The organism is Burkholderia mycopellens (assembly GCF_964265025.1).
In the GTDB taxonomy this organism is placed as follows: Bacteria; Pseudomonadota; Gammaproteobacteria; order Burkholderiales; family Burkholderiaceae; genus Burkholderia.
In genome coordinates, this window is record NZ_OZ183802.1 from 1,508,856 (window position 1) to 1,534,087 (window position 25,232).

At 60.9% G+C, this 25,232-nt stretch carries 24 protein-coding genes; 8 read left to right on the top strand and 16 right to left on the bottom strand.

What is annotated here, in order from left to right:
* Window positions 1-6: 6 nt before the first annotated feature.
* Window positions 7-1,056: a hypothetical protein gene (locus ACPTTC_RS07065; protein ID WP_423391980.1), complete on the top strand. Its 1,050-nt coding sequence runs from the start codon at window positions 7-9 to the stop codon at window positions 1,054-1,056.
* 138 nt (window positions 1,057-1,194) lie between these two features.
* The gene (locus tag ACPTTC_RS07070; protein WP_423391981.1) at window positions 1,195-1,722 is read left to right on the top strand and encodes a hypothetical protein; all 528 of its coding nucleotides are present in this window, start codon (window positions 1,195-1,197) and stop codon (window positions 1,720-1,722) included.
* A 144-nt stretch (window positions 1,723-1,866) separates the two neighbouring features.
* Here ACPTTC_RS07070 and ACPTTC_RS07075 read toward each other — a convergent pair whose 3' ends face one another.
* The 4 genes from ACPTTC_RS07075 to ACPTTC_RS07090 form a co-directional block, all read right to left on the bottom strand.
* Entirely contained in the window at window positions 1,867-3,174 is a 1,308-nt protein-coding gene (locus tag ACPTTC_RS07075; RefSeq protein WP_423391982.1) for a hypothetical protein, read from the bottom strand.
* 88 nt (window positions 3,175-3,262) lie between these two features.
* A complete protein-coding gene (locus ACPTTC_RS07080) occupies window positions 3,263-5,173 on the bottom strand; it encodes a reverse transcriptase domain-containing protein (RefSeq protein WP_423391983.1) in 1,911 nt (636 codons plus the stop codon).
* 470 nt (window positions 5,174-5,643) lie between these two features.
* Window positions 5,644-7,170, bottom strand: a complete 1,527-nt coding sequence (locus ACPTTC_RS07085; RefSeq protein ID WP_423391984.1) for a hypothetical protein — start codon at window positions 7,168-7,170, stop codon at window positions 5,644-5,646.
* Between the two features lie 151 nt (window positions 7,171-7,321).
* A complete protein-coding gene (locus tag ACPTTC_RS07090) occupies window positions 7,322-8,188 on the bottom strand; it encodes a hypothetical protein (protein ID WP_423391985.1) in 867 nt (288 codons plus the stop codon).
* Window positions 8,189-8,709: 521 nt separating this feature from the next.
* On the opposite strand from ACPTTC_RS07090, the gene ACPTTC_RS07095 reads away from it, so the two are divergent.
* Genes ACPTTC_RS07095 through ACPTTC_RS07110 form a run of 4 tightly spaced genes read left to right on the top strand, consistent with a single transcriptional unit; the run spans window position 8,710 to window position 13,182 of the window.
* Complete coding sequence (locus ACPTTC_RS07095; RefSeq protein WP_423391986.1) at window positions 8,710-10,437, top strand: SIR2 family protein; 1,728 nt, start codon at window positions 8,710-8,712, stop codon at window positions 10,435-10,437.
* A gap of 2 nt (window positions 10,438-10,439) precedes the next feature.
* Window positions 10,440-11,885, top strand: coding sequence for an argonaute/piwi family protein (locus tag ACPTTC_RS07100; protein WP_423391987.1), 1,446 nt, complete (start codon window positions 10,440-10,442; stop codon window positions 11,883-11,885).
* A 5-nt stretch (window positions 11,886-11,890) separates the two neighbouring features.
* Window positions 11,891-12,664 carry an abortive infection family protein gene (locus tag ACPTTC_RS07105; RefSeq protein ID WP_423391988.1) on the top strand — a complete coding sequence of 258 codons (774 nt, stop codon included), beginning with the start codon at window positions 11,891-11,893 and terminating at the stop codon, window positions 12,662-12,664.
* The gene (locus ACPTTC_RS07110) at window positions 12,661-13,182 is read left to right on the top strand and encodes a hypothetical protein (protein WP_423391989.1); all 522 of its coding nucleotides are present in this window, start codon (window positions 12,661-12,663) and stop codon (window positions 13,180-13,182) included. Before ACPTTC_RS07105 ends, ACPTTC_RS07110 begins: the two co-directional genes overlap by 4 nt.
* A gap of 405 nt (window positions 13,183-13,587) precedes the next feature.
* On the opposite strand, the gene ACPTTC_RS07115 is transcribed toward ACPTTC_RS07110, so the two are convergent.
* The 7 genes from ACPTTC_RS07115 to ACPTTC_RS07145 form a co-directional block, all read right to left on the bottom strand.
* The gene (locus ACPTTC_RS07115) at window positions 13,588-14,301 is read right to left on the bottom strand and encodes a hypothetical protein (RefSeq protein ID WP_423391990.1); all 714 of its coding nucleotides are present in this window, start codon (window positions 14,299-14,301) and stop codon (window positions 13,588-13,590) included.
* Complete coding sequence (locus ACPTTC_RS07120; protein ID WP_423391991.1) at window positions 14,298-15,140, bottom strand: endonuclease NucS domain-containing protein; 843 nt, start codon at window positions 15,138-15,140, stop codon at window positions 14,298-14,300. Before ACPTTC_RS07120 ends, ACPTTC_RS07115 begins: the two co-directional genes overlap by 4 nt.
* Before the next feature lie 388 nt (window positions 15,141-15,528).
* Complete coding sequence (locus ACPTTC_RS07125) at window positions 15,529-15,945, bottom strand: DUF2513 domain-containing protein (RefSeq protein WP_423391992.1); 417 nt, start codon at window positions 15,943-15,945, stop codon at window positions 15,529-15,531.
* 47 nt (window positions 15,946-15,992) lie between these two features.
* Window positions 15,993-16,727 (bottom strand): hypothetical protein, encoded by a 735-nt coding sequence (locus tag ACPTTC_RS07130; RefSeq protein ID WP_423391993.1) that lies wholly within the window; start codon window positions 16,725-16,727, stop codon window positions 15,993-15,995.
* 95 nt (window positions 16,728-16,822) lie between these two features.
* On the bottom strand, window positions 16,823-17,140 hold the full coding sequence (locus ACPTTC_RS07135) for a hypothetical protein (protein WP_423391994.1): 318 nt from the start codon (window positions 17,138-17,140) through the stop codon (window positions 16,823-16,825).
* Window positions 17,140-18,347 (bottom strand): IS3 family transposase gene (locus tag ACPTTC_RS07140; protein WP_423393325.1). Its coding sequence is split into 2 segments (ribosomal slippage): window positions 17,140-18,032 and window positions 18,032-18,347, totalling 1,209 coding nucleotides; the frame shifts between segments, so codons are not numbered across the junction. The genes ACPTTC_RS07135 and ACPTTC_RS07140 overlap by 1 nt, the downstream gene beginning before the upstream one ends.
* A 341-nt stretch (window positions 18,348-18,688) precedes the next feature.
* On the bottom strand, window positions 18,689-19,882 hold the full coding sequence (locus ACPTTC_RS07145; protein ID WP_423391995.1) for a toxin-antitoxin system YwqK family antitoxin: 1,194 nt from the start codon (window positions 19,880-19,882) through the stop codon (window positions 18,689-18,691).
* Between the two features lie 129 nt (window positions 19,883-20,011).
* Here ACPTTC_RS07145 and ACPTTC_RS07150 point away from each other — a divergent pair, with 129 nt between their 5' ends.
* On the top strand, window positions 20,012-20,359 hold the full coding sequence (locus ACPTTC_RS07150) for a helix-turn-helix domain-containing protein (RefSeq protein WP_423391996.1): 348 nt from the start codon (window positions 20,012-20,014) through the stop codon (window positions 20,357-20,359).
* A gap of 84 nt (window positions 20,360-20,443) precedes the next feature.
* Here the strand turns inward: ACPTTC_RS07150 and ACPTTC_RS07155 are convergent, their stop codons facing one another.
* Window positions 20,444-21,235: a methyltransferase domain-containing protein gene (locus ACPTTC_RS07155; protein ID WP_423391997.1), complete on the bottom strand. Its 792-nt coding sequence runs from the start codon at window positions 21,233-21,235 to the stop codon at window positions 20,444-20,446.
* A gap of 474 nt (window positions 21,236-21,709) precedes the next feature.
* Between ACPTTC_RS07155 and ACPTTC_RS07160 the strand changes: the two genes are divergently transcribed.
* The gene (locus tag ACPTTC_RS07160) at window positions 21,710-21,967 is read left to right on the top strand and encodes a helix-turn-helix domain-containing protein (protein ID WP_423391998.1); all 258 of its coding nucleotides are present in this window, start codon (window positions 21,710-21,712) and stop codon (window positions 21,965-21,967) included.
* A 3-nt stretch (window positions 21,968-21,970) separates the two neighbouring features.
* Here the strand turns inward: ACPTTC_RS07160 and ACPTTC_RS07165 are convergent, their stop codons facing one another.
* From ACPTTC_RS07165 to ACPTTC_RS07180, 4 genes are all read right to left on the bottom strand, one after another.
* Complete coding sequence (locus ACPTTC_RS07165) at window positions 21,971-22,270, bottom strand: hypothetical protein (protein WP_423391999.1); 300 nt, start codon at window positions 22,268-22,270, stop codon at window positions 21,971-21,973.
* Between the two features lie 102 nt (window positions 22,271-22,372).
* On the bottom strand, window positions 22,373-23,179 hold the full coding sequence (locus ACPTTC_RS07170) for a DUF4942 domain-containing protein (protein ID WP_423392000.1): 807 nt from the start codon (window positions 23,177-23,179) through the stop codon (window positions 22,373-22,375).
* A 65-nt stretch (window positions 23,180-23,244) separates the two neighbouring features.
* Window positions 23,245-24,330, bottom strand: a complete 1,086-nt coding sequence (locus ACPTTC_RS07175; protein WP_423392001.1) for a hypothetical protein — start codon at window positions 24,328-24,330, stop codon at window positions 23,245-23,247.
* Window positions 24,327-25,232: a phage capsid protein gene (locus ACPTTC_RS07180; protein ID WP_423392002.1), complete on the bottom strand. Its 906-nt coding sequence runs from the start codon at window positions 25,230-25,232 to the stop codon at window positions 24,327-24,329. Before ACPTTC_RS07180 ends, ACPTTC_RS07175 begins: the two co-directional genes overlap by 4 nt.

A 25,232-nucleotide genomic window follows, 5' to 3' on the forward strand; every position in this document is an offset into this window, starting at 1 on the left:
CGAATTATGCTCGATCTAGCCAGAATTGCCGGGATTGTGGCACTGGGATTTTCTGTACGTGCGACCATCGCCGTGCCAGCGGCGACCTGTCCGGGGCCGGCCATGATTGGTGGTCTTCCAGGCGCGCGCTTTCAGGATGGAAGCTTCGGTGTTAATGGGCCTTTGGCAGTCAATCCTGATGGCGCCAAGGCGTCGTATACAAAGGGTGACCATGGCTTCACTTATATCTCCAATGGCATGGACCTGTTCAATCCCAAGGCCAGTTGTCAGTCGCGGGGCTCCGATTGCGGCAGGAAATTTCGGGAAGCCGAAACACATGGGTTTGGTCCAGGGACGCCCGAGTTCTGCGTGTATGCGATCGACGTTGAGCCGATCCCGCCAAAGACCGCAACGATTGATTGTGGCAATGGTAAGAAGGTGATCGGAAACGGGAAAGGGCGGCCCCGCGTCGGAGAGGATCAGTTAGATACCGTCGACGGTGGCAAAACGAGCTATTACGTATCAATGACGCGTCTCAACCAACTCCTTGATGGAAAGGCTCGGCCGATCGACTCGGCAATCGTGCCTAGCATAGTGGTCCCGACTGGCGAGTCCGATCTTGTCGGTCGTATTGTTTACGTGGCGTATCAAGGTCGCAGCACCTTGGCGGTGGCGGGCGATACCGGGCCGCGCTTTGGCGAAGGCTCCATTGCCCTGCATGAAATGCTGCGCTACGGCGATCTTCAGACTCCACCCAAGATCGGCCCGATTAGCCTGAGTAGTCGGTGCGGTGAAGACGAACGCGCGCTTAAGCCGCCGTTCGAGTCTCGTCCCGATTTGCGCGGAGACCAATGTACTCAGGGAGTCGTTAGTCAGCGCGGCGGCGCAGACATTCGGGCCTACGCGGGAATTGATAGTGGCGTGACAATGGTTGTGCTGGGGAAGGCAAGTCTTCCGATGAAGAGTGCCGTTTCACAGGTGCCAGTTACCTTAGACGCGCTCAAGGAGGCCGCCAACAAGGCTGGTTACACGGATGCGTCCTTGAAGGCAATGGCGTCGTGTCTTGAACAACGCTGACTCTCCTATCGCCGGGCAAGAGCGGACGCCGAATACTGCGTGACTAAAGAAGGAGGGTTGTCTCCAAACGGGCCATTGCCGTCGTGCCCTGTATGGCTGCGGTGGGTCTGGCTGCAGAAGTAGGCAAAGGCGTTGCAAATGCGAATGTTGATCGGAGGAGACAAAAAAGAAGGTCCGTTGCAGCGTCGGGCGCGTTTTCGCGCGCCTGACACTTATGTCGTCTCCAAGTGCCAGGCGCGCGAAGTTAGCGTGCTAATCGGGCAGATCCTCACGGCCGGACTCACAGGCGCACCCGACCTGAACTCTGCGATCAAGCAGATCGTCGACCTCTTTGGGGCGTTCGACGTCGCGCTGGCGAACCTTACGCATTGCGAGGCGGCGGTGCTGACCGTGGCGCACAGTTTCAAGAGGCCGGAGCGCACCCCGCGTTGGCTCTGGCGTTGCAACGATCTGCTGGCCCGGTGGAGCAGTCCGAACAATGATCTACGCATGGAGGAGGACGAGTTTTTTCAGGAGCTTCTCGCGCTGGTCCAGCGTGGCATCGAAGTCGAAGTGCCGCACGACGGGCAGCGGGATGCCCCGCTTCTGACCGCGACGGACAATCCCGGCATTCTGTACGAGCGCAAAGTGTGCATTCGGCCGATGATCCTGCTCGTCAACTGGTGACGCAGGCGGACGGCCGCTGCACGTGACGGTATTTTCGTGTCTAGTAACGGTTCGCAGTGCGTCGTCATGTGTCAAGCGCATCCGCTCGCCATTAGGAGGCCGTAAAAAGACAACGAGGCCGTCTTGTTTCCAGGACGTAACCTGCTACAGCCGGTGGCCGACGGTGGCGAGCAGCGCGCCCAGCGAAAACCACCATACCCAGCCGAGGCGCTTGTTCAGCGCCTGTATGACGGCGCCGACTTGTTGGAGTCCGACGCGGGTGTTCGAGCCCGCCAAGGTTTCGAGCACGCGATGCACGTCGCCGCGAGTGGCTGGCACATCAAGATCATCGGGATCGCTGGTCACCACATCACCGAACCATGATGGGTGCTCGCGCTCCATCCGATCCCACATCCCCGTGAACAGATTGTGCGGCAGCAGGTCGGAGTGCGGATCGGCATTGACCACAGCCCAGGAAGCCGAGCGTAGCGCTTCTCGGTGCTCTTCGTCTCGCCAAAGCGACTCGTTGCGCACCATCTCGCCAAACCCCATGGGGCCGTCACGCTCCACGGCGGCGGCGATCTGATCCGCGTCCAACGAACGGGATGCGTACACCGCCGCACGCAGCGCAGGGTCTTCGCTTGCCAGGAACTCATCGACCCGCCTGCCGCTTTTTGCCAGGGCGAGACGAGCCAGACCCTTGCGCACGCTCTGGAACGGCGAGAGTGCCCCGTGTTTGATGCCTTCGTCATCGTCCGGTGTCCATCGGGCTGCGAAGACCAGCGGATCGTCGATGCCGTGACCGATGGGAAGCAATACATCGAACAGCCAGCCGAGCGCGAAGGCCCACGCTCTGGTGTTCGGCACGGTCGCCGCCATCTTCCAGGCGGCCTCGAACACCTTGTTGTGCGAGAACTCGGCGTAACCGTCAGCGAACGACTGATCGTACGGTGTGCTCATGCGCGGGTTGTTTGTCAGGGCGCGCAGTGCGGTCAAACGCTGCGGTTCTGACAGGCAAATCCAAACCGGACCGCCGTTGAAAAATGCTTCAAAAAACTGATTGTTCAGGGACGGGTTTTTAAAGAACGTGGTCAGCTCTTCGTCCGTCGCAGAGGGGAACCAGTCAAGAGGGCCGTCGCCGAAGAACGCCGTCGGCCCGTTGCTCATAAAACTTGCGCCGGCGGTGACGTTTGAGAGAAGGGACAGCCGGACTGCGAGGTCATGTGTGCTGTTGCCAGGATGGGCATTAAGCAGGGCTCGACCCGTCGGAAGGTGGCAGCACCAGCGTGCAAGGGCGAGGTCTATCAGGGGATCGTGCCGATCCAGCAACGCCTGCTCGAACTGCTCGTCAGCCGTCTCGCTGAACGGCCGCTTTGCTACTTGCGCGCCGCGGTCCTCCAGGTACTGGACCACCGTCTCAGCCGGACTGACGACCAGCCGTGCCTCGTCCACCACGCTGTTGAAACTTCGCACGTTGATCCCCCGTAGTTTTGTCGGGGAAATGTAGCACGCCGATCACATGACTTGACTGTCCTCGTCGAGGGGAAACCTGTGTCGCAGGTCACGGCGTCGTTGGCGGAGCCGGCGGCGCGGCAGGGGCATGGCCCGCTGGCGCGATTGGTACCGGTGCTGGCGGCGGCACAACCGTGGCGGGCGCGGGCGGCGGCGCTAGCGGTACCAGGGTCGCTTTCCAGGCCGCGATCAGGACATCAGCAATCTCAAAACAAAGGCACTCGTCGTGCCCCGTTCCCATGTACGCACCGCGCTGGGCCACGCCAGCCACACGGAACCGGTCATCCGTGAACGGGCCACCGCTGTTGCCGGGACGGATGCTCCCGGAGTTGGCGATCGTGAAACTGTTCATCCCCGCGTTTGGCATTGTCCTGTTCAACACTTTCTGATCGTTGAAATCTGGAAGGTTCCAGTTCTGGTAAGCCGGGAAGCCAATCAGAATGCCGTCGGCGCGTGCCTGGATCGGATTGTCCATCACCGAGAAATACCGATGCTGCGGTACGGGATCGTCGAACGCGACGAGCGCGAAGTCCATTTGCTTGTTGCGATACAGGATGTGCGCCGGCCACGCCTGTTGCGTGCCGGGGCGCACCAGTTGCAACGTTTTGTTCGCCATTTCGACGGCCTGAAAATCGGTAGGGACCGTCATTTTTCCGACTTTGGCTTCGGCCTCGAACACGTGATCACACGTGACTAGGAGATTCAGTTCACGGTAGACAAACGCGGTTCCTTGGGCCATAACCATGTCGTCGGTATGCCCGGGCTGGCTTTGGTAGTCGCCGAACCATTCGAGGACGAACACGGCTTCTTGCGCGGTGTCGTGATCGCGTACCACAGGCTCGACGGGAAGTTTCGGGGCGGCAAACAGTCCTGCCGCCATTTCTTTGTCCACCGCTGCGTTGTAGCGCTCGGCGAGCCTGGTGTAGATCAAGTCGTCCTTACCGCGGACCATCCGCAGGTACAACAGTTTGCCCCACAGGACGTTTTTCAGTTTCGGAACACCACTCCCACGCGTCTGGCGTTTCCATGGCTTCTTTTCGTAGGCACCAGCAGACGCCTTTTGAACCCGATCCTGCCAGCCGTTTTCGGCGGCGGCATAGTCGTTGCGCTCCCAGGCGTTCAGGGCTCCGCGTATCCGGTCAATGAAAACGCGGCGCACGTTCGGAAACTTGTTGATCGTGAGGCCAGTGACCTCCATCCGTCGGAACCTGTCGCTCAACCGCGTCTTTGCCGCGTTGATCGTGAAATGGTGCTTGGTCGCGATCAGGTCGTGCAGTTCCGCACCGATGGTCACACCGCCATCGTCGTCCACGACGCAGATGGCCGCCGGTAGGCGAGACGCCTTTTTCACGGGAAAGGAGAACGTGATGTCGTCAGCGTATCGGGTGTAGCGCGCCAGGTTTCGGCGGGCAAGATCGGTCAGGTCGCGATCCATCGACCGGCACACGAGATTCGACAGGAACGGCGACGTGGGCGCGCCCTGCGGCAAGGTGCCGTCGAGAGTGCAGATGTGGGCGATGACCGTTGCGACGTGGTGCGAGAAGTTGAACGGATGCTTGCGCAGGACGCCGCGCACCCGATAAAACGTGATGCTCGGGAAGAAATCCTGCAGATCAAGGTTGAGGATGTGGTGGTTCTTCGGTGAGCAGTGAGCGCGTGCGTTGGTCACGATGCTTCGCTTGCTCACGAATCCGTGGACGGCGGGCTTCAGCGGAACCGAGCGGGGTTCGAGAAAGGCAAGGACACGCTCCTGGATGATTCTCAGGCGCTTACGCGGTTCCGAGATGACCCGAGGGCTGCCGTTGCGCTTCATGATCGTGAAGTGCTTATACGGTGGCCGCGGGTAAATCATCCTCTTGAGTTTTTCGTAATCGACGCCCAGCGCATTGCGGGAGAACCAAGTCACGTGGTTGCGCAGCATGGCTTCTGCGAGTTCGTCGGCACTCGGAATGGCAACCATGTTTCCCCGTTAGTGAGTGCCGCCCCTTAGCGTCTTTCTCCTGTAAACACATCGCCGCAAATCGGACGAGCGATCATGTACGGTACGCGCGGGGATACCTCGTGGAAAGTCTGCGTTAAACGCGGACCTGATTAAGCTCCGTTCAGGGGCGGCATCCGATTGTAAGCTGCCATTTCAGTTCAGGCAATGCGCTACCGATCGTGTGGGACGGATCTTGCGGGTGGACAATGGTCCAGCGTTCTCCGGGGCGGCGAGCACTGGACCTGACGTGATCTCGCGAGGCAAGACCGGGCCAAGCGATGGCATTACAAGTAGAAGGCGCAGGTACGGAACCGATGACCGGGCGTAAAGCTGCCGAATGGAATCCAGGCAGCGGTTTAGAAACCAGGCCACGTCCATGGCGTTCCCCCGATCGGATGTGCGCGAAACGTTGCGCCCGGCACCATGCGCGAAACCGGGCGCTTGTGCGCTTACGCTGTTGCGCGAGACTTTTTTCTTTTGACGTACTCGTCAACGAAGGCCTTGATGCCGTCGTTTCGTGGGAATGCCTTCTTAACGTCTACGGGCGCGACGATGCCCGACTCCAGGAGACCAGCCAGCCCATCCTTCCAACGTGTTAGGAGGTTGTCTTTCAGGAACTGTTCGACCTGCTCGAACGTGACCATGCTCTCGATCGGCGTGCGTGTTGTTACGTAGAGGTCGGCGATCACCTTGATCCCATCGTTGGATGGGATGGGCACGGTCGCAGCAATGGCGACGACGCGAGTCAGCAGATCCGCTTCCTTGTCCGTCCCACCGCCTGCGCGCATCGTGCTCATGAACACGTTCATGACGTCGGCACCAAACGTGCCACAAATGAGCAACGCGTCCTCACTGTACTTCAACAAGAGTTCGGGCTCGGTGTAGCTGGGATGGTAGATAAGGCGGCGATAGCCTTGGGCATAGGCGCTTTCGATCGACGGCAAGAAGGGCAGTTGCCGGATCGCTTCTGGCACGTCCCAGTCCTTCGATGGCGTCGAGCGGTGGCGCGCCATGATGCGGGCGGCCGGGCCGGCGTGCGCGGTCAGCGCCAACGAGGCCGCCACGAGGTCCATCGCGGAATGTTCGGCGATGACGGCGGACCCGAACAGCAATAAGCCGTTCGCACGTTCAGCGAGCGCATCACGCAAAGGTCCCATGAGCGGCGTCGGCAAAGCGTCGGCGGTTCCCGCCGGCGTGACCGGTTCTAACGTCGGCCATGCTTCGGAGAACGGCACGCGCGATTGCAACTCGCCTTCGTCGGTGACGATGCCGATCAGCGCCGTTTCTTCGTCCACGTGCCCATCCCTAGACGTGACCATGAGCCGGACGTCCTGGTGGAGCATCTCGGGCGTCGGGGAGTCGAGCAGCACTGCGACACGGTGCCCTGAGTCCAGCGCATACTTGCAAGCCGTTTCCAGACGGCTCGCGGTTTCGTCCCAGGATTGCTGGTCGAGTTCGAGAGGGCCGACCACCAGCAACGTGCCGCTGGGCACACGATCCAGGCCGGACGACCAGAGGCCGTATTCACCCAGGTCGATGGCGCTGGGACAACCATTGCCGGCGCGTTCGGCGTAGAGCAGCGCGCCGTCGGTGGCGTCCTCGTACACCTCCAGCAGGGCGTCGATCGCCTTCTGGGCGGTCGCGATGTAGACGCCGGGAACGGGACCTGCCGGCCAGATCTGCGGGGCCCTGCGGGCGACGACCGCGCCGGGCGGAGACAGGACGACGAGCAACTCCTGGGGCGACATGTCGACCGCGTAGCGCTTCTTCAGGCGGAACGCCAGGCGACCGATCGAGGTGGTATCCAGCTCGGCGGCGGCGACGCGTTCGGGGAACGCCATCACCTCGGGCCAGTTACGAAGCCCGGGCAGCGCTGCGATCAGATCGAGCGCCTGGCCATGACCAAGGGAAGGGTGCGTGGGCTGCAAAAGGCCGCGGACGAGCCCGGCCAGCAGCTTCAACTGCTGCGTATCCATTGCTTTCTCCTGGACGGCAAATCCGGTGCACGCTTTGCGGACCGCCCATCGAAAACAAGGACCATGGAATGGGGTAGGTGCGGCGACACATCGTCTTCGTCATGCCCCGAAGGGCGCGTGCGGCAGGCGACGACAGCCTGCCACCACTATATCAGGAATACAGGGTCGTTCGGCACAAGGTCAGATAGTCCTCGTACACCCGTGCAAACTGCGCTGCGAGTTTGTCGAGTTCGGCCGCATCGGCCAGGTCGTCAGCGTTCGGACGATCCCGAAACTGTTCATGCACGACCCATATCCGATCGGCCGCCTTGCCGTACAGCGATGTGCGATCGCCCAGCTCCTCCGACAACGTGTCGCACGCGTTGTACAGTCCGCTAAACGCTTCACGCAGCGTCTCGTCGTAGAACGCGGTGGCGATCGTGCGCCAACCGTGCAGGAACGTGTGCAGGACGGTCACCGATTTGTACGGGAACGGGTGCCGAAAATCATGCTCGGCGAACTGCAAGACGGTCGTGTGGGGCAACGCCGCCTGCAGCTCGTCGAAGCGCGCCCGATCCTTGACCAGTCGTGCGTCGGGGCCACCCAACGCATCCAACCCGAAACCCCCGTAATGCTTGCGCAGCGCGTCTGGGCTGTTGCACAGTAGGTCTTGCAAATCAGCCCAGAACAGCACCTCGACGGTGAACTTCCGCTGTTCCTTGCGTTCGTCCGAGAGCAACAGAACCTGGCGCTCGACGGGGCCATTCTTTTTCGCCGACGTGGCGATGCGGTAATGCTTGATCGCCGGCTCGAACGCTTCCGCTTTCTGGATCTCGTCGAGGATGATCTCCATCGTGATTCCGTCGGGCATGTTCTTGCATTGGTACGCGATGAAGCGGTCGTCCTTGTCCCGCCCGTAGACATCGACGCCAATCTGCTGTTGCCCGGCACGAGCGTGCAGGCGGAAATCTTTTGTGTCCCAGCGCAGATTCGCGCAGGCGCACACGATCTTTTCAAACGCTTGAAAACCTTCAGGCACGGGGAGGAATGTTTCGATTGGACTGGGCATGGCAGCAGACGGCAGTGGGCAAGACGTGAGTTTAGCGTGCGGAGAACGCGCTTGCTCACCGCGCTGTGGGCACTCACCCCCACTCGGTGGTTTAGCTCGGGGTCTTCGCGTTCTAGCTCATATGCCAGGCCTGGCGATCCTCGACGTTCCCCACCCGCAGGGCCCCCGGGTCCGAAGCGGTCGTTCACGGCATCCAGCGCGGCCATCAGGTGCTCCTGTCGTGGAGCCGGGGCTTTTGATTACAATCGTTGGACATAGGGTGGGCTGACGACACTGCTTGGCAGCCTCGCAATGCGTGTCGTAGCGTGAGGGCGGGAGAATCCCGGGCGCTGCGGTGGCGCCCAAAACGACGATAGACGGGAGCGGTTTTGAGCATTCAAACGGTTTCGGGGTCGCAGTTCGCCACAATGTTTTGCCTTCGCCCTACGCAATACGCATGGTTTTTGGGGGCGGGTGCCTCAGCCGCTGCCGGAATACCCACCGGCTACGCGATGATCACCGACTTCAAAAAACGGATCTTTTGCGAGCTGTCCGGGGCCAAGCTCAAGGAGGTTGACGCTGACGATCCGCTTTGGATTCAGCGCATCGACGCGTTCCTTGCGTCACGATCGGTCCTCCCCCCGCCGAACGATCCCACGGAGTACGCTGCGGCATTTGAGGCGGTCTACCCGACACCGCAGGACCGGCGAAACTACATCAGCCTGGCGGTGCAAAAGGGTACGCCGTCCTACGCGCACCGGGTGCTTGCAGGGTTGATCACCACCGGTCGCGTCCCTTGCGTGTTCACGACCAACTTCGACAGCCTGGTGGAAACCGCGGCAACGGTGACCGACCAGCTCGTGGCTCCCGATGAGCGCGCTAACTTGTCGGTGTCCGGGATCGACAACGCGGAACGTGCGATGCACGCCCTGGGCGAGAGCCGCGCGCTCTTGGCGAAGATCCACGGCGACTATCAGTCGGTCAGCCTGAAGAACACGACCGACGAGCTGCGCGAGCAGGACGCGCAAATGCGTACGGTCCTGACCAGTGCGTGCGGGCGGTATGGTCTGGTCGTGATCGGCTACAGCGGGCGCGACGCTTCCGTGATGAAGGCTCTGAACGATGCCTTGGTCCAGCCCACGCCGTACCCCGCGGGGATCCATTGGGTAGCCCGATCGGCCGAAGGATTGTTGCCAGACGTCCAGGCCTTTCTCGAGGCCGCGGCGGCCAAAGGCGTGCGGGTGACGGTCGTCGAGTGTCAGACGTTCGACGAGTTGGCGGCGGACATCGCCGATGGTTCGACGTGGCCACAGCAGCTCGACGCCCACATCGGGTCGTTCGCTCCGCCCAGCGTGGTTAGACCGGTGCCATTGCCAACCAAGGAGCACCGCGCTTTCCCCATTCTTCGTTGTTCGGCCATCCCAGTGCTGGAGATGCCGAGGGTGGCGAGGCGCATCACGCTGGAGCGGAGCGTGACCACGCTGGATGCTCGTCAGATGCTGAGGGACGCCGACGTGTGGGCGATCGTCGCCAGCAGAGGAAAGGAAATAGCCGCGTTCGGGAATGACGAAGAGCTAGCTCGTGCCTTCGGACCAGCAGGCGGGCGGCTCGACGGCACGGTCAACCTGGCGCCCGCCGACGACAGTTGGGCGCTCGGACTGCTCTACGACGCCTTGACGCGAGCCGTCTGCAGAAATCGTCCGTTGAGGGTGCGCTGGCGGCGCAGTGGTCATGCGGTGATGGTTCGAGGTGACTCAGACAAGGAAACGCCCGAAGCTCGCGAGGCGCGGCTGGCCCGGCAGGCTAGGCTGCGGAACGCGTACTCGAGCGCGCTGTACGGGAAGACCCCGCAGGGGTACCCGTTCCAGGAAGGGGTCGAGCTTCACCTGGAACGGGCTGCGGATCGCTGGTGGTTGACGTTCGAGCCGGCCACGTTCGTCGACGTCCCTTATCCCGAACCCACACAGGGTCGCCCGGACACCGAGACGAGCCTTGAGCGACCGCGCTTCGTCGACCCCACCATCGACTGGCGGCGGGAGCGATGGGCTCAGCGCTACAACCACGTTTGGTCGGCCATCATCGACGCGTGGGCCGATACGCTGGCGGGCGATGGGAGCCGCGTTCTGCTGACGACGGGAGTTCCCCAGGACGAGGGCATCGACGCCGTGTTCAAGGTTTCGCCCATCACGGCGTGGAGCCGTCCGAGCCACGAGCATGCGTACTTCCAAAGGAACCAGTAACGATGGACTACAACCTTTCGAAGGCGCCATCGTTTTCCTTGCTGGACGAGCCGGCCCTCACGTTTAACAGCGAAGACACAGACCTCGACGAGAACCCGCTGCGCGGCCTTTTGCGTTTCGGTGCCTACAACGGCAAGACGTTCGAGGGGTACACGCCAAAGCTTCGCGTCGCGACGATCGCCCCTGCGTCAGGGTGGCCGAAGCTCCGAGGGCTGGTGGACACCATCCGATCGGGCCACGAAGCGAGCGACCGGCGCAACTACGTGCCGCCGTTCCCCGGATTTGAAAACCTGTTTCGCGTTCCGCTCGTTGCGGGGCCGAAGGACGTGCACATTAAGTGGCCCGACGATCTCATGGCCCTGGCGCGCACTGGGGCGCCCCATGAGCGGTTGTTTTCGGCGATGTCGGAAGCCATGGCGCGTCTGGATGCGTTGCACGACCAGTTTGATGTCGTTTTGGTGCATCTCCCCGATGCGTGGGCTACGGCATTCACGGCCAACGGATTCGACGCGCATGACGCGTTGAAGGCCCTTGGTGCCCGGTACGCCATCCCAACACAGGTCATCAACGATCGTGTTTTCACATTTCGGCTCAAGGCGTCGTTGGCGTGGCGCCTCGCCATCGCGCTCTTCACCAAGGCGGGTGGCATTCCTTGGAAGCTCGCGCCGCTGGCCGGTGTGCCAAAAGACACGGCCTATATTGGTCTCGCCTACGCGTTGCGCGGCGACCCCAAGTTCGCGCAGTTCGTCACATGCTGCTCGCAGGTGTTCGATGCGGACGGGGGCGGCATGCAGTTCGTCGCTTTCGAGGCCAAGGAGCAGGTGGCGGATCCGCGCGAAGCCAGGCGTAACCCATTTCTCAGTCGAAGCGACATGCGGGCGGTCATGGCACGTAGCCTGAGCCTCTACCTTGGGCGTAATGGTGGACGGCTGCCGCGACGTCTCGTTGTCCACAAAACGACGTCGTTCAAGGACGAAGAACTCCGGGGCGTTTTCGACGGCCTGTTGACGGTCCCAGAGGTGGAGTGCATCGAGATCGGCAGCAGTGCCACTTGGCGTGGCGTGTGGCTGAAGCAGGGGAAGAAGGGTGGACCCAGAAGTGTGCCTGATCGAGCGCCGGTGCCACGGGGAACTGTCCTCACGCGAACGGACCGGTCGGCGCTGTTGTGGGCGTCGGGCAATGCCCCGTCAGCAGCGCTCAGCGGGGCCTTGTTTTTCCAGGGAAGCAAGAGCATCCCGCGCCCACTCAACATCATCCGGCACGCGGGCAGCGGTCCGCTGGAAGTGGCTGCATTGGAAACCCTCGCGCTGACCAAAATGGACTGGAACAACGATGCGTTGTACGACCCGGTTCCGGTGACCATTCGCTATTCGCAACGGCTCGCGCGGACCATCGCCAACGTGCCCGACCTTCCGGGGCATGCGTATCCCTATCGCCTCTTTATGTGACTGCTATGTCGAGCCTGACCTCACGCGATCGTCGCTGCCTAGAACCGTTCCTCGCCATGGGCAGCGGGTTCGTGCTCAACTTCTCCGACCGAACGATGGGCGAGTTTTTCCAGGAGCAGGTTGGCGTCAACATCTACGACGAGAAGTACCAGTTCAAAGGCACGTCCAAGGCTAAGCGGATGCGCGCATTCTGGGAACTGGAGTCTGACCACCTAGTGGCTCGGGCGCTCACCGCGTTGATCGAATGGGGTGAGGAGTTCCAATGCTTGCCGGACGATTCGCAACTGCGCGCTGCCGTCGAAGCGATCGTTGCCCGGCTGAAACTCAGCAGTCGGGTCCCCGAGGCCGATGCCTTTACGGCGAGCGTCAACGCGTTGGATTTCGCCGCTGCGGCGAAGCACATTCGGGCCGCGATCGAGGCGAACGAGCCTGCTACGGCTTTGGACCGCGTGCACGTCTTCATGATGAAGTTCTTGCGCACGCTCTGCGAGCGGCGCGGCATTGCCGTTACGCGCGAGAAACCGTTGCACAGCCTGATGGGTGAGTACGTGAAGTGCCTGCGCGGCGCCGGCCACATCGAAAGCGAAATGACCGAGCGAATCCTCAAGACCAGCATATCCAACCTGGAAGCGATGAACGCCGTGCGCAACGACCAAAGCCTGGCGCACGACAACCCCATGCTGAATCACGACGAGGCCGTACTGATCGTCAGCCACATCGGTGGCCTTGTCCGTTTTCTCAAAACCATCGAAGCGAAGATCCAGGCTAACCGGTCATGACCACCCAGAAGACATCCAAACGCGGCGAGTTCAACCCCAACTGGCCGGTGCCCGATGAATACCTGCTCGAACTCGGGCGCATGGTGAGCGTGTGGGGCTCCCTCGAGTCGACGGCTGCAATCGCAATCTCGAAACTGGCCGGCTATGAGTCTCCGACCGACATCCGCGCGTTGGCGATGGTAGCGCACAGCAACTTCCAGCAGCGGGTGGACATCGTAAGCTCCCTGTGCGGACAGCTCGTGGATCAGGTACCTCACTTAAAGGGCTACGAGATCGTCATCAAGAAAGTTCGGGCGGCCCAGGCGGGGCGCAACAAATACGCGCACAACGCGCTTTCTCTGGACAACGATGGCCAGGTTCACATCGCATACATGTCGGCTAGGGGCACCTTCAAGACCAACGTTGAGATCGTGCGGGTCGCCGATATTAGGGAGGTCACAGCGAAGATCCACGAAGCGGTGGTGGCGTTGCATGGGTTGATCACCAATACCGCAGCCAAACCCATGTGGGAGCGCTGAGCACCGGGCGACCACCCCAGTTTCGGGTGAACATCAAAAGCTTAGCCTTCCGTCAGGCGTGCGTGGTGCCGTGACCGATTGTAGAGTAGTGGTTCCCCACGCTGTACACTGCGGTTCTGCTGAGATGTGGCGAGGATGCGTCCAACGAAACGAGAGGCGCATTGCGAGCCATCTGTCGCATGAGTAAATGCACCTTCTTTAATCAGAAACAGCATCTCACGGGGGGCGCGCCGAAGAGTATCCGCGCTGGAGTGCCGCCTACGGGCTAGTGACGCTGGCGGCGGTGCGAGGCCGGAAGAAACGGAGTTGCGGCGATTGATGCGAATCGCTCTTGAAACGATGATCATGCATCGCAACCAGGTGGAGCGGAAGGTGGGCCAGCAGCTGCGGCACCTTGGTAACTGGTCATAGGCGTTTGCGCAGACGGAATGTTTGGAGGCGGCGCGTCCACCAGGTCCGCTCGGGGTACGGGTCCGGCAGGTTGCGGAAGCGGCTGGTGCCACGGCTCTCAGAGGCGTCCAGGAACGTCCTGAGTCCGACATTGCCCTTGCGCGGGTCCGTCTCCTCGAAGATTCGATCGAAATCCGCGCGCTCGATCGGGTCCTGGCGATGCTTGGGCCACTTCGCGAACGCGTGGACGATGACGGCAGAATGCGGCTCGATGCCGTCGCGGCGCTGTGCCCGTGGTGCGATTACTTCCCGGTAGTAGGTCGGTTGGTGGTACGCGTCACCTTGGAGCGCGAGGTAGAAGAGGTAGCGCCAATGTTCCTCGTGGTCGTCGGCGATCCGGCGGTGGACATTCACGCCGATCTCGCGCTTTAGTGCCTTGTAGGTTTCCAGGTTGCGCGCGGCGGTCAGCCAGTTCAACCGGTCGGCCGGGACAGGAGCCGTCTGGGCTCCGTTAACGGTCAGGGCGTTGTATGCGCGTTCGAGCGCGCGCACGGCTTGGTCGAGCAGCGCCGCGCTTTTCTGGTAGCGTAACGGGCGGGTGATAGCGAAGACCGAGATGAGCACGGTCACGGCCGACACGGCGCCGCCCAGTAAGCGCAGCTCGCCTTCGTTGAGGTGCCCGACGAACGATACCACCGAAGTCGAGGCGTGCGACAACCACGCGATCATGCCCGATCTCCCGGCGCCGGCACGTTCAGCGCCACCGGTGCCAGCTCGACGCTCAGGCGGTATTCCATGAGTTGCACGCGCGGAGCGACCTTGCCGGCGTATTTGAGCTTGTCGCTGATCGAGTTCGCCACGATCACCCCGGACACATTCTTGCCCTCGGCCACGTGGTGCTCGATCCACCCCATGTAACGCTGCACCTGGCCCAACGCCGCATCGGGGCCCCGGCCCAGTTTCAACTCGAAGACCACGAAGTTTCCGTCACGATCTCGGAATACCAGATCCGCGGGGCCGCAGTCGGTCTGGAACTCCACGCCGTCCCTTCCGTCGGCGTCAACGAATAAGCTGAGGGGGCCGTGTGTCGTGGTGCTGGGAGGGTTGTGCGCCAGGTAGTCACGCAGGTGGCTTTCGAGCGCGAACGCACCGCCGCCGAATCCGTCGTCCAACGGTTCTGCCGCGTCGATGTCCTGCGGGGCCATCACCGCCTCGGTGGTTTCGTCCACGCGACGCACCGCTAGGCGGTTCGACGTTGGCAACGTCTGCTCGATCGACCACATGCCGTGCTTGTCTGGGTCGTACCACGTGACCTTGCCGCGGTTGGTGGCAAAGAGGAAGTCATATGGACCGTTCGCCAGGCGCGGCTTCTTGTTCTCCGGATAGTTGACCCGGCTGACCCGGTTGACCGTGCAGATGGCTATCTGACAGGCGATGGTAGCCTCGTTCAGATCCGGATACGCAAGCAGCAGGAGCTGCTTGATTTCCGCGTTGGTGGTCTCGCGGGCCAGTGGGGCCACGGCATCCCGGATGAGTTGCCAGATCGGCGGACGGTTGGTGGTGCTCACGGCTCAGGTTCCTCGTGTTGGTATGGTCGCTGGGCGACATACCCAAGCAGAACACGATTGAACCATGGTGCGACGAGCCGGCGCCAGAGGAAAAGTGTTGACCTGTCTGCGATCGCCAACCCGGTTGCAAGGACCGGATTTCAGCCGATGCGCGGGTCTGGCTGCTAGAAGAGCCGATGCAGCGGAAAAAAATCAGGCTTGGCTCTTCGACCAACAGGAGCGATCCTTGACTTGTCGTTCTGGAATTTGTCTGCGCCGTTCGTAGCGGTCGGCGGTTCGATGGTGGAGTTGCCTCGCGCGAGGTGGGGAGCAGGAACGGGACCGTGGCAGTCAGTTCGGCAAACGTTCTATCGAGTCGGGCCGGCCAGCCTAATCTTGATCTGACACGTTATGTCCCGATGATCTGCTTGAGAGCCCAGCCTGCGAGCATCTTGACGGCGTCAAACGTCAATTCGATGCCTTTCGTTTGGGCTGTCGCTTTGATCTTTTCCCAGACAGGTTGAGAACGCATCGTGTCGAGCAGATCGTGACCAGCCATCGTCAGCCGCGGGGAGAATCGACTCACCATGAAATGGCCATTCAGGCCCCGCGTTACCTTGAGTCCGTCAACGTAGCCGTTATCGATCAACAGTTCGAGGTGCCCTAGAATCCGTGATTCAGCGGCACGGTATTCTGCGTCTTGGTGGGCAAATTCTTGTTCCGATTGATCCGTCCATTTTGGCTTGGCAGGAATGTCGGCGAGTACATCGTGCTCTTCTTCAATGTCGATAAGCTGCTTGCGCAGCAGATCCCAGTCACGTTTCAAGGTTTCCTCCCGAGATGATGAGTAGGTCGGTGTCGAGCGTGCTGTTGTTACACATTGGTCGACAATGCTTGGGGAGTTGCTTGTTGCACATCGTCATCTTGATTGTTCTTCGACACACGACGCCTTCGCGTTTTCGGCGCGGAGTCGGCGAGCGAAGGGTTTGCGCCCGATTGTTTAGTGTATGGCAGCGGATAGATTGTGTCGGCCTTGAGCAATCTGCCGGCGGCGTCAGCTCGTAAGGCAACGAAAATCAAAAATGGCACAGCGATCAGGTCGAGCGTGAACATTGCAGCGAGCGCGAATGGATCGATGAGTTTACAGATAATGCCGAACAGTACCAACCCAACATAGGGGACGATGATCAGCAGCATCATGATCTGAAAGATGCTTTGGAACGATAGCCTAGGATTTGGGCGTGCATCCTCAAAGCACTGCTCGTCCGCTCGGAATTTTATGATGGGGCCCGCCTGCTTGATGCTGCGAAGGACCGTCAGTGGGTGATCGCGCATAAGTGCAAACCGAATGGCATCACCTGATAGCTCGACACCGAGCATGTCCTTTGTCGCCAGCTGCAATGCACCGGAGGAAGTCGTATACCCACCATTCCTGCGGTTCATGATGTCGTATAACCGTTTGGTGCGGCCTTGCGCTAACCTTAGACTACCATGTCGGAGTTTGAGCCACGTCACGGCCCCGAGAATCGGGGCCGTGAAAAAAGAGAAAGTCCCAATTGTTGCAATGCGGCTCTGTTGGACGAAGTCTACGATCGAGTTGATGTCCATGCATACTCCCAAACAATCTGATGTTGATGAGTATGGCAGATTGCGAGCGTGTGGAGTTGCCCCTGTATCTCCGGACACGCGCTAGAACAAACTTGTCAATATTGCGAATCAGGTGTTCGACAGATGTCCGTAATGACGCCATCCGCGAAGATCTTGCCCTCCCACATCTGGATTTCCTTGCCGACAGCCAGAAGTGGGGCAACCAGGGCGAAGGACAGAAACTTTACCGGTACATCGTGTTCGTGACCAAGTTCGAGAAGTCGACCTTCCAGCAACCAGCGACAATCGAAGTGCCGACCCTCGATGACCAGGGGGCAACCGAAGTGCGTACCCGGATTTACGAATACCGGCCCATTTCGTCCTCCTTCGGCCGTGGTTCTGAGCCGGAGGCGAAGTAGCACATCAGGTTGCATCAGACTCCCTCCCTGACCATAGTTCGCCTGAACTCACGTGGAGAGCGATATTTCAAGGCGCTATGTGGATGCTGCTCGTTGTAATGCTCAAAGGCGATGGCGAGATTGCGCACGGCCGTCGCCGCGTCGGGCTTCGGCATGAAGGTCACGTAGTCGCGTTTCATCGTCTTCACGAAGCTCTCCGCCATGCCGTTACTTTGTGGGCTGCACACCGGCGTCGTCAATGGCTTCAGGCCGATGTCGGCAGCGAAGGCGCGGGTCTTCTCGGCAATGTAGCCCGAGCCGTTATCCGTAAGCCATTCTATTTCCGCTGGCGCCTGCAAGGCGTCGCCAAAGCGGTGCTCGATGGCCGCGAGCATCACGTCACGCACGATGTTCCCGCTGTGGCCGCCGGTCGTCGCCGCCCAGTTCATCGCTTCGCGGTCGCAGCAGTCCAACGCAAACGTCACGCGCAGCGGTTCGCCGTTGTCGCAACGAAACTCGAAGCCGTCAGAACACCAGCGTTGATTGCTCTTCGCCACGGCGACCTTGCCGTCATGCCGACGCTGCGGGCGCGGCGGCATGGTCCTGCGCTCGACCAGCAAGCTGTGTACGCGCATGACGCGATAGACCCGCTTGACGTTAACGGGGGCCGCGCCTTGGTTCTCCCGCAGGCTTCGCAGCCTGCCCCAGACGCGCCGGTAACCCCAGCTCGGCAAGTCGGCGATGATGTGCCGGATTTCCTCGACCAACTTGGCGTCGTTGGTGTGCCTCACCGTGCGCCCGTCACGCCAATCGGCAGGTCGGGCGAGCTTCGCCGTCACATTCGAGCGCGCTACGCCGAGAACTTCGCAGACCTGTTTCACTGGTCGTCCCCCGGCAACGATGGCGAGCGCGCAATCCATTTTTTTGCTCGACCGTATTCGACAGCTTCGCGCAGGATTTCCGCCTCCATCGTTTTCTTGCCCAGCAGCCGTTGCAGCTCCTTGATTTGCTTGAGCGCGTCGGCCAATTCCGAGGCAGGCACAACTTCCTCACCGGCACTCACCGCTGAAAGACTGCCGTCGTGGTAGAGCTTGCGCCAATGAAACAACTGATTCGGATTCACGCCGTGCAGGCGAGCCACCATCGAGACCGTCTTGCCCGGCTCGAGGGTCTCCCTGACCATCGCCACTTTTTCCTCTACCGACCACCGCCGCCGGCGCTCGGGCCCCGTCAACACTTCCATCACTTCTTGCTTGGTGTTAGTCAAAAACACAGTCGTATGCCTACCCGTTATTGTAAGTGGGTAACTGTGTCCGGTGTTTCAGGGGGCTGCTCCAGCGTGACGCACTGAATCGGCGAGTCTTGTTTGTGCTCCATTCTTGGCGCTGAAATCGAATAGGTGTCGTTCCAGCGATGGAAGTTAGCGCATACCTACGTTCATGTTGATGTTCGATTGCAGTAATGATGGCGGCGGCTGATGATGCGACACACGTTGCGATCGCTAACCAGAAAAAAAGAAAACGGCGCAGTGGTAAGGGATGCGCCCAGAAGCGCATCCCTAATATGCTGGTTGCTGACGACTGGCTACGACGGGCGCTTGCCGTCTTTACACCAGGATCGCCATTCGCCAAGCTGATCTGCCGTAACGACGGCGTCGTCGCCGTTTTCACGGTGAAAGGCCGCAGTCCAGATCGATACACAGATCTCGTCGTCCGATGAGCTAGTCGTCGCCGTTGATTCAGATCGCTGTGTCGAGCCAGCGCGGTCCACGGATTCTTCCTTGCATTCGGCTTCCCACTGGTTTCGTTGTTCGCTATTGACGTTTTCGCGAGGGTCGCCTGAGCTATGAAAGGCAGTGTATCGACGGTCGAGGCACGCGGTGACTGTGGGGACCGGCGGCGATTCTTGCCCGTTCTGATAATCCTTTTCGTAGATAAGCTTGCCGTCAGCATTCCAGCGTTTGACGTTGCCGCTCAGCAGCCCATTTGTATATTCAGCACGACCGGTAAGTTTGCCAGTCGTCGGATCGTAGGTTTCCTCGGTACCTTGTGGTTTGCCGTTGACGAATGTTGCCCGGTAGGTGATCTGCTTGCCGTCTGGCGCATAACGCGTGAAAGGGCCATTGAGCTGTCCATTGACATACGTCGCGAGCAGAATGCGATTTCCGGTCTTTTCGTCGAATCCTTCTTCTTGCCCTTCAGGGGCACCCTTGCTCCAGTTCGAGACGTGAACCAGTCGATGCGTGGTCGGGCTGTAGATTTCCTGTCGCCCATCCGGTTCGCCGTTCCTGAACGCGATGGTGGCGAGCTTTTGACTCGCACCGTCTGGTGTGTAAACGGTCAACTCGCTGTCGGGGCGCCCCTCCTTGAGTGCCATTTCCAACCGTATATTGTCCGTGTTCGCCGCTTTGCAGACGGTCTTACCGTCCAGAATCCCGTCGGCCACGTGTGTATCGCAGTAGACCGGAACCGGAATGCGTGGATCGGTCGGAAAGTTGCCGATGCCGACAGACTGAACGTAATCGTATGTGAGCATTGGCAAGACGCGTTCAATACTCGAGACGACTTTGCGGAAGCCTGATTGAGAGTCCAGGATAACGCCGCTCGGTACGTTGGTCAGCGTCCCAGAGAATGGTTTGTTCGCGTCGCCGGAATAGGCCTTACCGTTGGAGAATTGGACGTTGCGGTAGTCGAGTACGTCGCCTTTGCAGCCACCCAACGCGAGAGCCGCAATTAGACTTGAAAGAATCAGTGGGTAGCGGTAGTTCGGTACTTTCATGTGGATGGTCCTGTTCTTATGTAGAAACGGAATCAGTCGAATATCAACCCAAAAGGATGAATCTCAACCCTGTAAGTCCTTCATGTCAAGAAGTCGATGCCCAACCATCTAGGTGGAATGGGAGTGGACATGCGGGATACGGAAGAATCACGGCTCGCCCGGCGGGTTGGCAAGGCGATCGCCCGGCGTCGGGAGGAGAGCCAACTGACGCAGGAGGACGTGGCTGAACAGCTCGGGGTCGGGAATGAAGCGATTTCGCGCATCGAGCGCGGCATCGTCATGCCGACGGTTGCTCGCTTGGTCCAGCTGGCCAAGGTGTTTCAGTGCAATGTCGCCGATCTGCTGACGGAAGCCAGCCACCGGCCCGACGATCAGGCTCGGTATCTCAGCCAGTTGCTGACGAAGCTGAACCATCAGGATCGCGAGACGTTGGTGTCGATCATCGAAACGCTCGCGGCTCGACTGACACACAGATGAAAAAGAGCCGACCGCCTTGGCGGTCGGCGAAACGGTTCTGGCGATCCGAGGGTGATGTTTGCCAGAACCCAGGCACGGGACGGACTACGACGTCTTTTCGGCCAGCACGGTCAAATGCGTCCGGTTCGAGATGCAATGAGCGGACAGGACCTTGAAGCCTTGGTCCGTCATGAATTGCCTCATGGCCGTCACCGAGAAGTACCAGAGGTGTCCAGGAGGCCCGAAGTGCTTCCAGTTCTGTCCGCGGCGGACAGCGGAGAAATGCGTGACACACGGCACGACGAAGTACACGCGGCCGGCAGGCGCGAGCACGCGACGCACTTCGGACATGAACTCACCCAGGTGCTGAACATGTTCGAGTACATGGAAGCCGACGATGAACTCGAATCGGTTGTCCGGATAGTGCTGATCGGACAGGCTGCCTTGGGCCACATCAATGCCGTTCGCGCTCATGTACGGCATGGGCCCGGTCGCATAGTCAACGCCCCGTAGCTCGAATCGTCGGGTTTGCTTGAGCGCCATCAACAGGTGTCCTTCGCCGTAGCCGATCTCCAGCAGGTTACGCCGGCCCGCTGCGCATCGAACGAGGTTGCGCGCATGCCACCAGTTCTCGACCGATTTCGAGAAGCGCTTCGACAGCCGCTTCCGGGAGACCGGCACGAATTCGTTGGCGTCGCCGTAGTAGCCGGAATAGAACTCGGCGAGCGTCGCATCGGACGGTACGTTGCGGACGTAGACGAACCGGCATTCCGGACAGCGGTCGATGTAGTAGCCGTCCCGCTCGAAGTACGGCATCGGCAGGCTGCCACATATAGGGCAAGCCAGATTGAGGTAAGCATCCCCGCGGTGATGAACATTTTTGGTCGTTTGCAACATCGTTTTTTCCTTATAGGGGGCGGCCGGGATCGTCGTCGGTCACCTGCGATGGAGTGGGAGTGGTCTGCTCCGCCGCGACAGGCGTTTCTGCGTCCAGGGCCGCAGAGCACGCCCGGTAAATCACCGGGCCTACCGAGCCCACGCTCCCGAGAGCGGTTAGCCGTGCCCGTCGGACTTGAACGGGAACGGCCTGGTCGCCGACGAGTACCCAAACCGCGTCAATCAACGCTTGCCGTGTTGCGCTCCGCCGGCTCAGATAGATCGCCCCCGCAATGGGACCGAGGCATACGGACGCAACGCCCCATCCGATCGGTGGCAAGCCGACGCGGCGAGCGCCGAGCCGGCGCATGTCGAAGACGACGGCCAGTGCAGTAGCGACGCCGCCGCCCAGCCAAATCAGTTGAAACATGTAAGCCTCTCGAATATACTGTATACGGATACAGGATATTCGAAATGCGTATCTAGAATCTCTTCATGACCCATCCAATCCACGATCCCCGCTATCAACGGATCGCGACGCTGCTCGCCGAGCTGCGCAAACAGCGCGGCTTGTTACAGCAGGACGTCGCCGACCGGCTCGGGCGCCCACAAGCCTTCGTCTCGAAGGTGGAAAGCGGCGCTCGCCGTGTGGATGTGGTGGAATTGCTCGATTTCCTGAGGGCGCTGGACGCGGATCCGCACACCTTCATCGACGCGCTGCTCAATGCGCCGATTTCGTCGCTACCGCGCTGACACCTAGTAATCGCCGGGCAGCAAAAACGTCGTCGATGAGCGATCCCATTCGGTGATGACCCAAACGGTGTGGCCGCCGGGCAGGACGTAGCCGGACAGCAGGCGCAGCCCGGCGGTGATCGACAGCTCGTTCTGCTGGCGGTCGGATTCAGAGAGGTCACCCCAGTCGCCGCGGATGTGGCGGATCAACAGGTCGATGATCGACACGTGCGCGTCGGCGATGACTTCCAGCGCGGCGGGTGTCGCGAAGATCCGGCCGAGCTTGAAGCGCGGACCGGCGTTTTGTGTGGAAGGCAGATTCACGAAAGACTCCGGGGTAACGGGCGAGCACGGGCCGCCAGATGAGCCGGATACCGAATTCGCTGAATGGATGGAGAAAGGCGAGACGCAGGACGCGTCCCGGGACTACCGCACTTCGGACGCGAGTGCGTTCGGATAGAGCTTCGCGAGAATCCGGTTCATCTTGTCGACCAGATCAACACGCTTGAACGTCAAGTGCCCGTTGCCGTTCTTGAACCAGCGCAGGTGGAAATAGCCGTTCTCGGTCTCTGTTTTCCGTTGACGCAGAGCGTCCGAAATGAGGGCCGACATGCCATGCCGATGATCCGGCTCCGGCTTACCATCGAGCACGCTGAACACCCGCATCAGATCGTCCAGTTCGTTCGTGACGTGATAATTCGAGCTGCCTTGCGAGAGTAGATACCGGACGATGATGCGCTTCCCGAACTTGAACGGCTGGTTTGTTTTGTAGTTCCACGACAGTCGCTTGAAGCACTGCAGTACGCCGCGTTCGAACATGTCACCGCGCGCCCCGTAGAGCTGGGCGAAGGTGGCTTCGATGTTGGCGGCCGTCAATTCGGGCACGTCGCCTTCGGCAATTTGGTTGCTCCATTGGTCGCGAGCCTTGGCGTCCATGAAGGTACGTAACCCCGATTCCGACAGCAGGTAGTCCCAGCCCCGGATGTCGATGAGGCGCACGATAGCGGCCTCTGCTTCGTCGCGTTTCGCATACTCGCCGGTCACGGTCGGGCGGCCACGACAACCGTAGCTTTCATCGAGCACGAGTCGTGGAAATCCGAGATGCGCAGCCTTGGCGAGTTGCTGGGCTTCGCCGAGCAGATCGAGCGCGGCGCGCACCCGTTCGACGACGGCGACGCGCTGGTTGGCGAGGTTCACGATGCTGATACTTGGAACGAGATTGTGCTGATCCATGTTTCATGGTGATGTGGAAGTGGATGAATACAGACATGAAAAAGCCGGGCTCGAGGCCCGGCTGTTTATGCAGTCACGTTGAGTTCGACGAGTTGGCGCCGTAGCGTGGCGGCGCGGGCCTGAGAGCAACCCAGATGACGTCGAATGTCGGCGACGGTCGGTCGGACGCGACCGGCCTCGACATCTCCAACGAGTCGTGACAGGTTGTCGTCGATCGGGACTGCGGTCGGTAACGACGTGATCGGATCATCGCGCGGCGCATGACTGCTGGTCGTGCTGTCGTGATGGGGAGTCACGGAATTGCGACTAACGGTCTCGTCGTGGTGACTCGCCGTGACTGGCGTGACGGGCTGCTGAGTCGCGTCAGTCATGTCCGTGACCGGCATGACTTTCGGCTGAGTCACGTCGGCCGTTATCGTCACTGCTGGCAGCGCAACGCCAATCGTGACCGGGGCTGACTTCGATAACGGCGACCGAAGCGTGACGACCCACAACAGGCAGGCGACCCCTTCGAGCACCGCCGCGAACATCAACCCCGACAGCAGGTCGACGCGGGCAGTCGTGACCCCGAGTAACGCGGCAAGTCGCGACGTGACCGGATCGGCGAGTAACGCGTCATGCTGCATCGTGACTCGATCCGTGGCGGCCTGCTGGCGCCGCACCTCATCGGCCTCAGCGTTCAGCGCATCTACCTTGGCGGTAAGCGTCGCGCGACGGCCTTCCAGCGTGACGCACTTCCCGACGCAGTAACGCGCGTTCGCCGCGGCGAGCCGCGCCGTCACGGCGGCGCGTTCTGCCATGACGACTGTAAGGCTGCGAGCAGGGGACGACGCTGGGAGCGCCTGGACAGCCGATGCGCGTTGCTCGCCGGCATGCTGTTGAGCGAATGTGAAAAACACCGCATGTCCGTAACACGCCGTCACCAGACACGCGCCCCATAACAGGCTGCCGACGCTTCGAATGACGATCGGCATCTCGCGGATCAACGCCGGCAACAGATGCGCGCTCGTGACGAGCACCGTGCCGATGGCGATCCAGATGAGCCGTTCCGGTAACGTGCCGCCGCGCTGCCAGCCGGCGAGCACCGAAAGGCAAAGCGCGGTGGTGGTCGCGGCGATCGCCAGAACGAGTGCCCAGCGACGCGTACTCATGCTGCCTTGCCGCCCAGCAGTACGGCCCTGCGTTCGAGTTTCTGGCGCAGCGTCGGAGAGCCGTCGGTGGCGTTACCGTCTCCGGAATCAGAGGGGTCCGCCGTGTCGGGATAGAACTCTTCGGCGACGGCCGCCCGCTCGTCCGGACTGTCCTCGAACGCGCCGTTGGCGAACCCGAGCTTCGCTGCGGTATCGAGCGCGGCTTGATTGAAACCGGCGGCGCGTCGGCGCGTGTCCAGTTCCCTTGCCTCGATCAGCGTTTGTTCGAGCGTACTGCCGGAGCGAACACCCAGGTCGACGTAATAGATGGCCGACCTGTAGCTCTGCGTGGTCGACTTGCCGCGCAGTTTCAACTCCAGCGGCAGACAGGCGAGCAGATTACCCGATACGGCGCGGAAGTAATGCAGGCGCGCGGCGAGCGTCCGGATACTGTTATAGGACGTGGTGCGGAAGATGAACGAGCCCATCTCGTCTTCGTCGCCGACGATCACGTTCAATCGAGCGTAGGGCTTGCAGCCGCCCTGACGACCGAAGACGCAACCATCTGGAGACGGACAGGGAAGGGCCTCGATACCGGTGTCAGTGACGCGCCGGCATTGTTCACCATTGCCGACGCACACGGGGCGCCCGGTATCGCGATCGAACAGCGAGTACTCGGTCCGAAGGTTCAGGTCCGGGTCGTTGAACAGTACGCGAACCGGAATCGAGCGCAGCTTGCCAGCCGTTGCCTTGCGCAGCGTTTCGTTGAGCGGATGCAACATCCACTCGCCGCGCTGCTGGACCTGGGTGGTGAGCGTGAACTGGTCGTCTTTCTCCGGGATGCGTTTACCGTTCTTCTCGACGATGCGCCCGATGGAGATTCGCCCGACAACGGGCGGCGTGATGGCGAGACCTTTGAGCAT

Bases quoted from the DNA above. Each gene is read 5' to 3' on its own strand.
- ACPTTC_RS07065 (WP_423391980.1), top strand. From the start codon at position 7: ATGCTCGATCTAGCCAGAATTGCCGGGATTGTGGCACTGGGATTTTCT.
- ACPTTC_RS07070 (WP_423391981.1), top strand. From the start codon at position 1,195: ATGCGAATGTTGATCGGAGGAGACAAAAAAGAAGGTCCGTTGCAGCGT.
- ACPTTC_RS07080 (WP_423391983.1), bottom strand. From the start codon at position 5,173: ATGGTTGCCATTCCGAGTGCCGACGAACTCGCAGAAGCCATGCTGCGC.
- ACPTTC_RS07085 (WP_423391984.1), bottom strand. From the start codon at position 7,170: ATGGATACGCAGCAGTTGAAGCTGCTGGCCGGGCTCGTCCGCGGCCTT.
- ACPTTC_RS07095 (WP_423391986.1), top strand. From the start codon at position 8,710: ATGATCACCGACTTCAAAAAACGGATCTTTTGCGAGCTGTCCGGGGCC.
- ACPTTC_RS07100 (WP_423391987.1), top strand. From the start codon at position 10,440: ATGGACTACAACCTTTCGAAGGCGCCATCGTTTTCCTTGCTGGACGAG.
- ACPTTC_RS07105 (WP_423391988.1), top strand. From the start codon at position 11,891: ATGTCGAGCCTGACCTCACGCGATCGTCGCTGCCTAGAACCGTTCCTC.
- ACPTTC_RS07110 (WP_423391989.1), top strand. From the start codon at position 12,661: ATGACCACCCAGAAGACATCCAAACGCGGCGAGTTCAACCCCAACTGG.
- ACPTTC_RS07115 (WP_423391990.1), bottom strand. From the start codon at position 14,301: ATGATCGCGTGGTTGTCGCACGCCTCGACTTCGGTGGTATCGTTCGTC.
- ACPTTC_RS07130 (WP_423391993.1), bottom strand. From the start codon at position 16,727: ATGGACATCAACTCGATCGTAGACTTCGTCCAACAGAGCCGCATTGCA.
- ACPTTC_RS07135 (WP_423391994.1), bottom strand. From the start codon at position 17,140: ATGCAACCTGATGTGCTACTTCGCCTCCGGCTCAGAACCACGGCCGAA.
- ACPTTC_RS07145 (WP_423391995.1), bottom strand. From the start codon at position 19,882: ATGAAAGTACCGAACTACCGCTACCCACTGATTCTTTCAAGTCTAATT.
- ACPTTC_RS07150 (WP_423391996.1), top strand. From the start codon at position 20,012: ATGCGGGATACGGAAGAATCACGGCTCGCCCGGCGGGTTGGCAAGGCG.
- ACPTTC_RS07155 (WP_423391997.1), bottom strand. From the start codon at position 21,235: ATGTTGCAAACGACCAAAAATGTTCATCACCGCGGGGATGCTTACCTC.
- ACPTTC_RS07160 (WP_423391998.1), top strand. From the start codon at position 21,710: ATGACCCATCCAATCCACGATCCCCGCTATCAACGGATCGCGACGCTG.
- ACPTTC_RS07170 (WP_423392000.1), bottom strand. From the start codon at position 23,179: ATGGATCAGCACAATCTCGTTCCAAGTATCAGCATCGTGAACCTCGCC.
- ACPTTC_RS07175 (WP_423392001.1), bottom strand. From the start codon at position 24,330: ATGAGTACGCGTCGCTGGGCACTCGTTCTGGCGATCGCCGCGACCACC.
- ACPTTC_RS07180 (WP_423392002.1), bottom strand. From the start codon at position 25,232: ATGCTCAAAGGTCTCGCCATCACGCCGCCCGTTGTCGGGCGAATCTCC.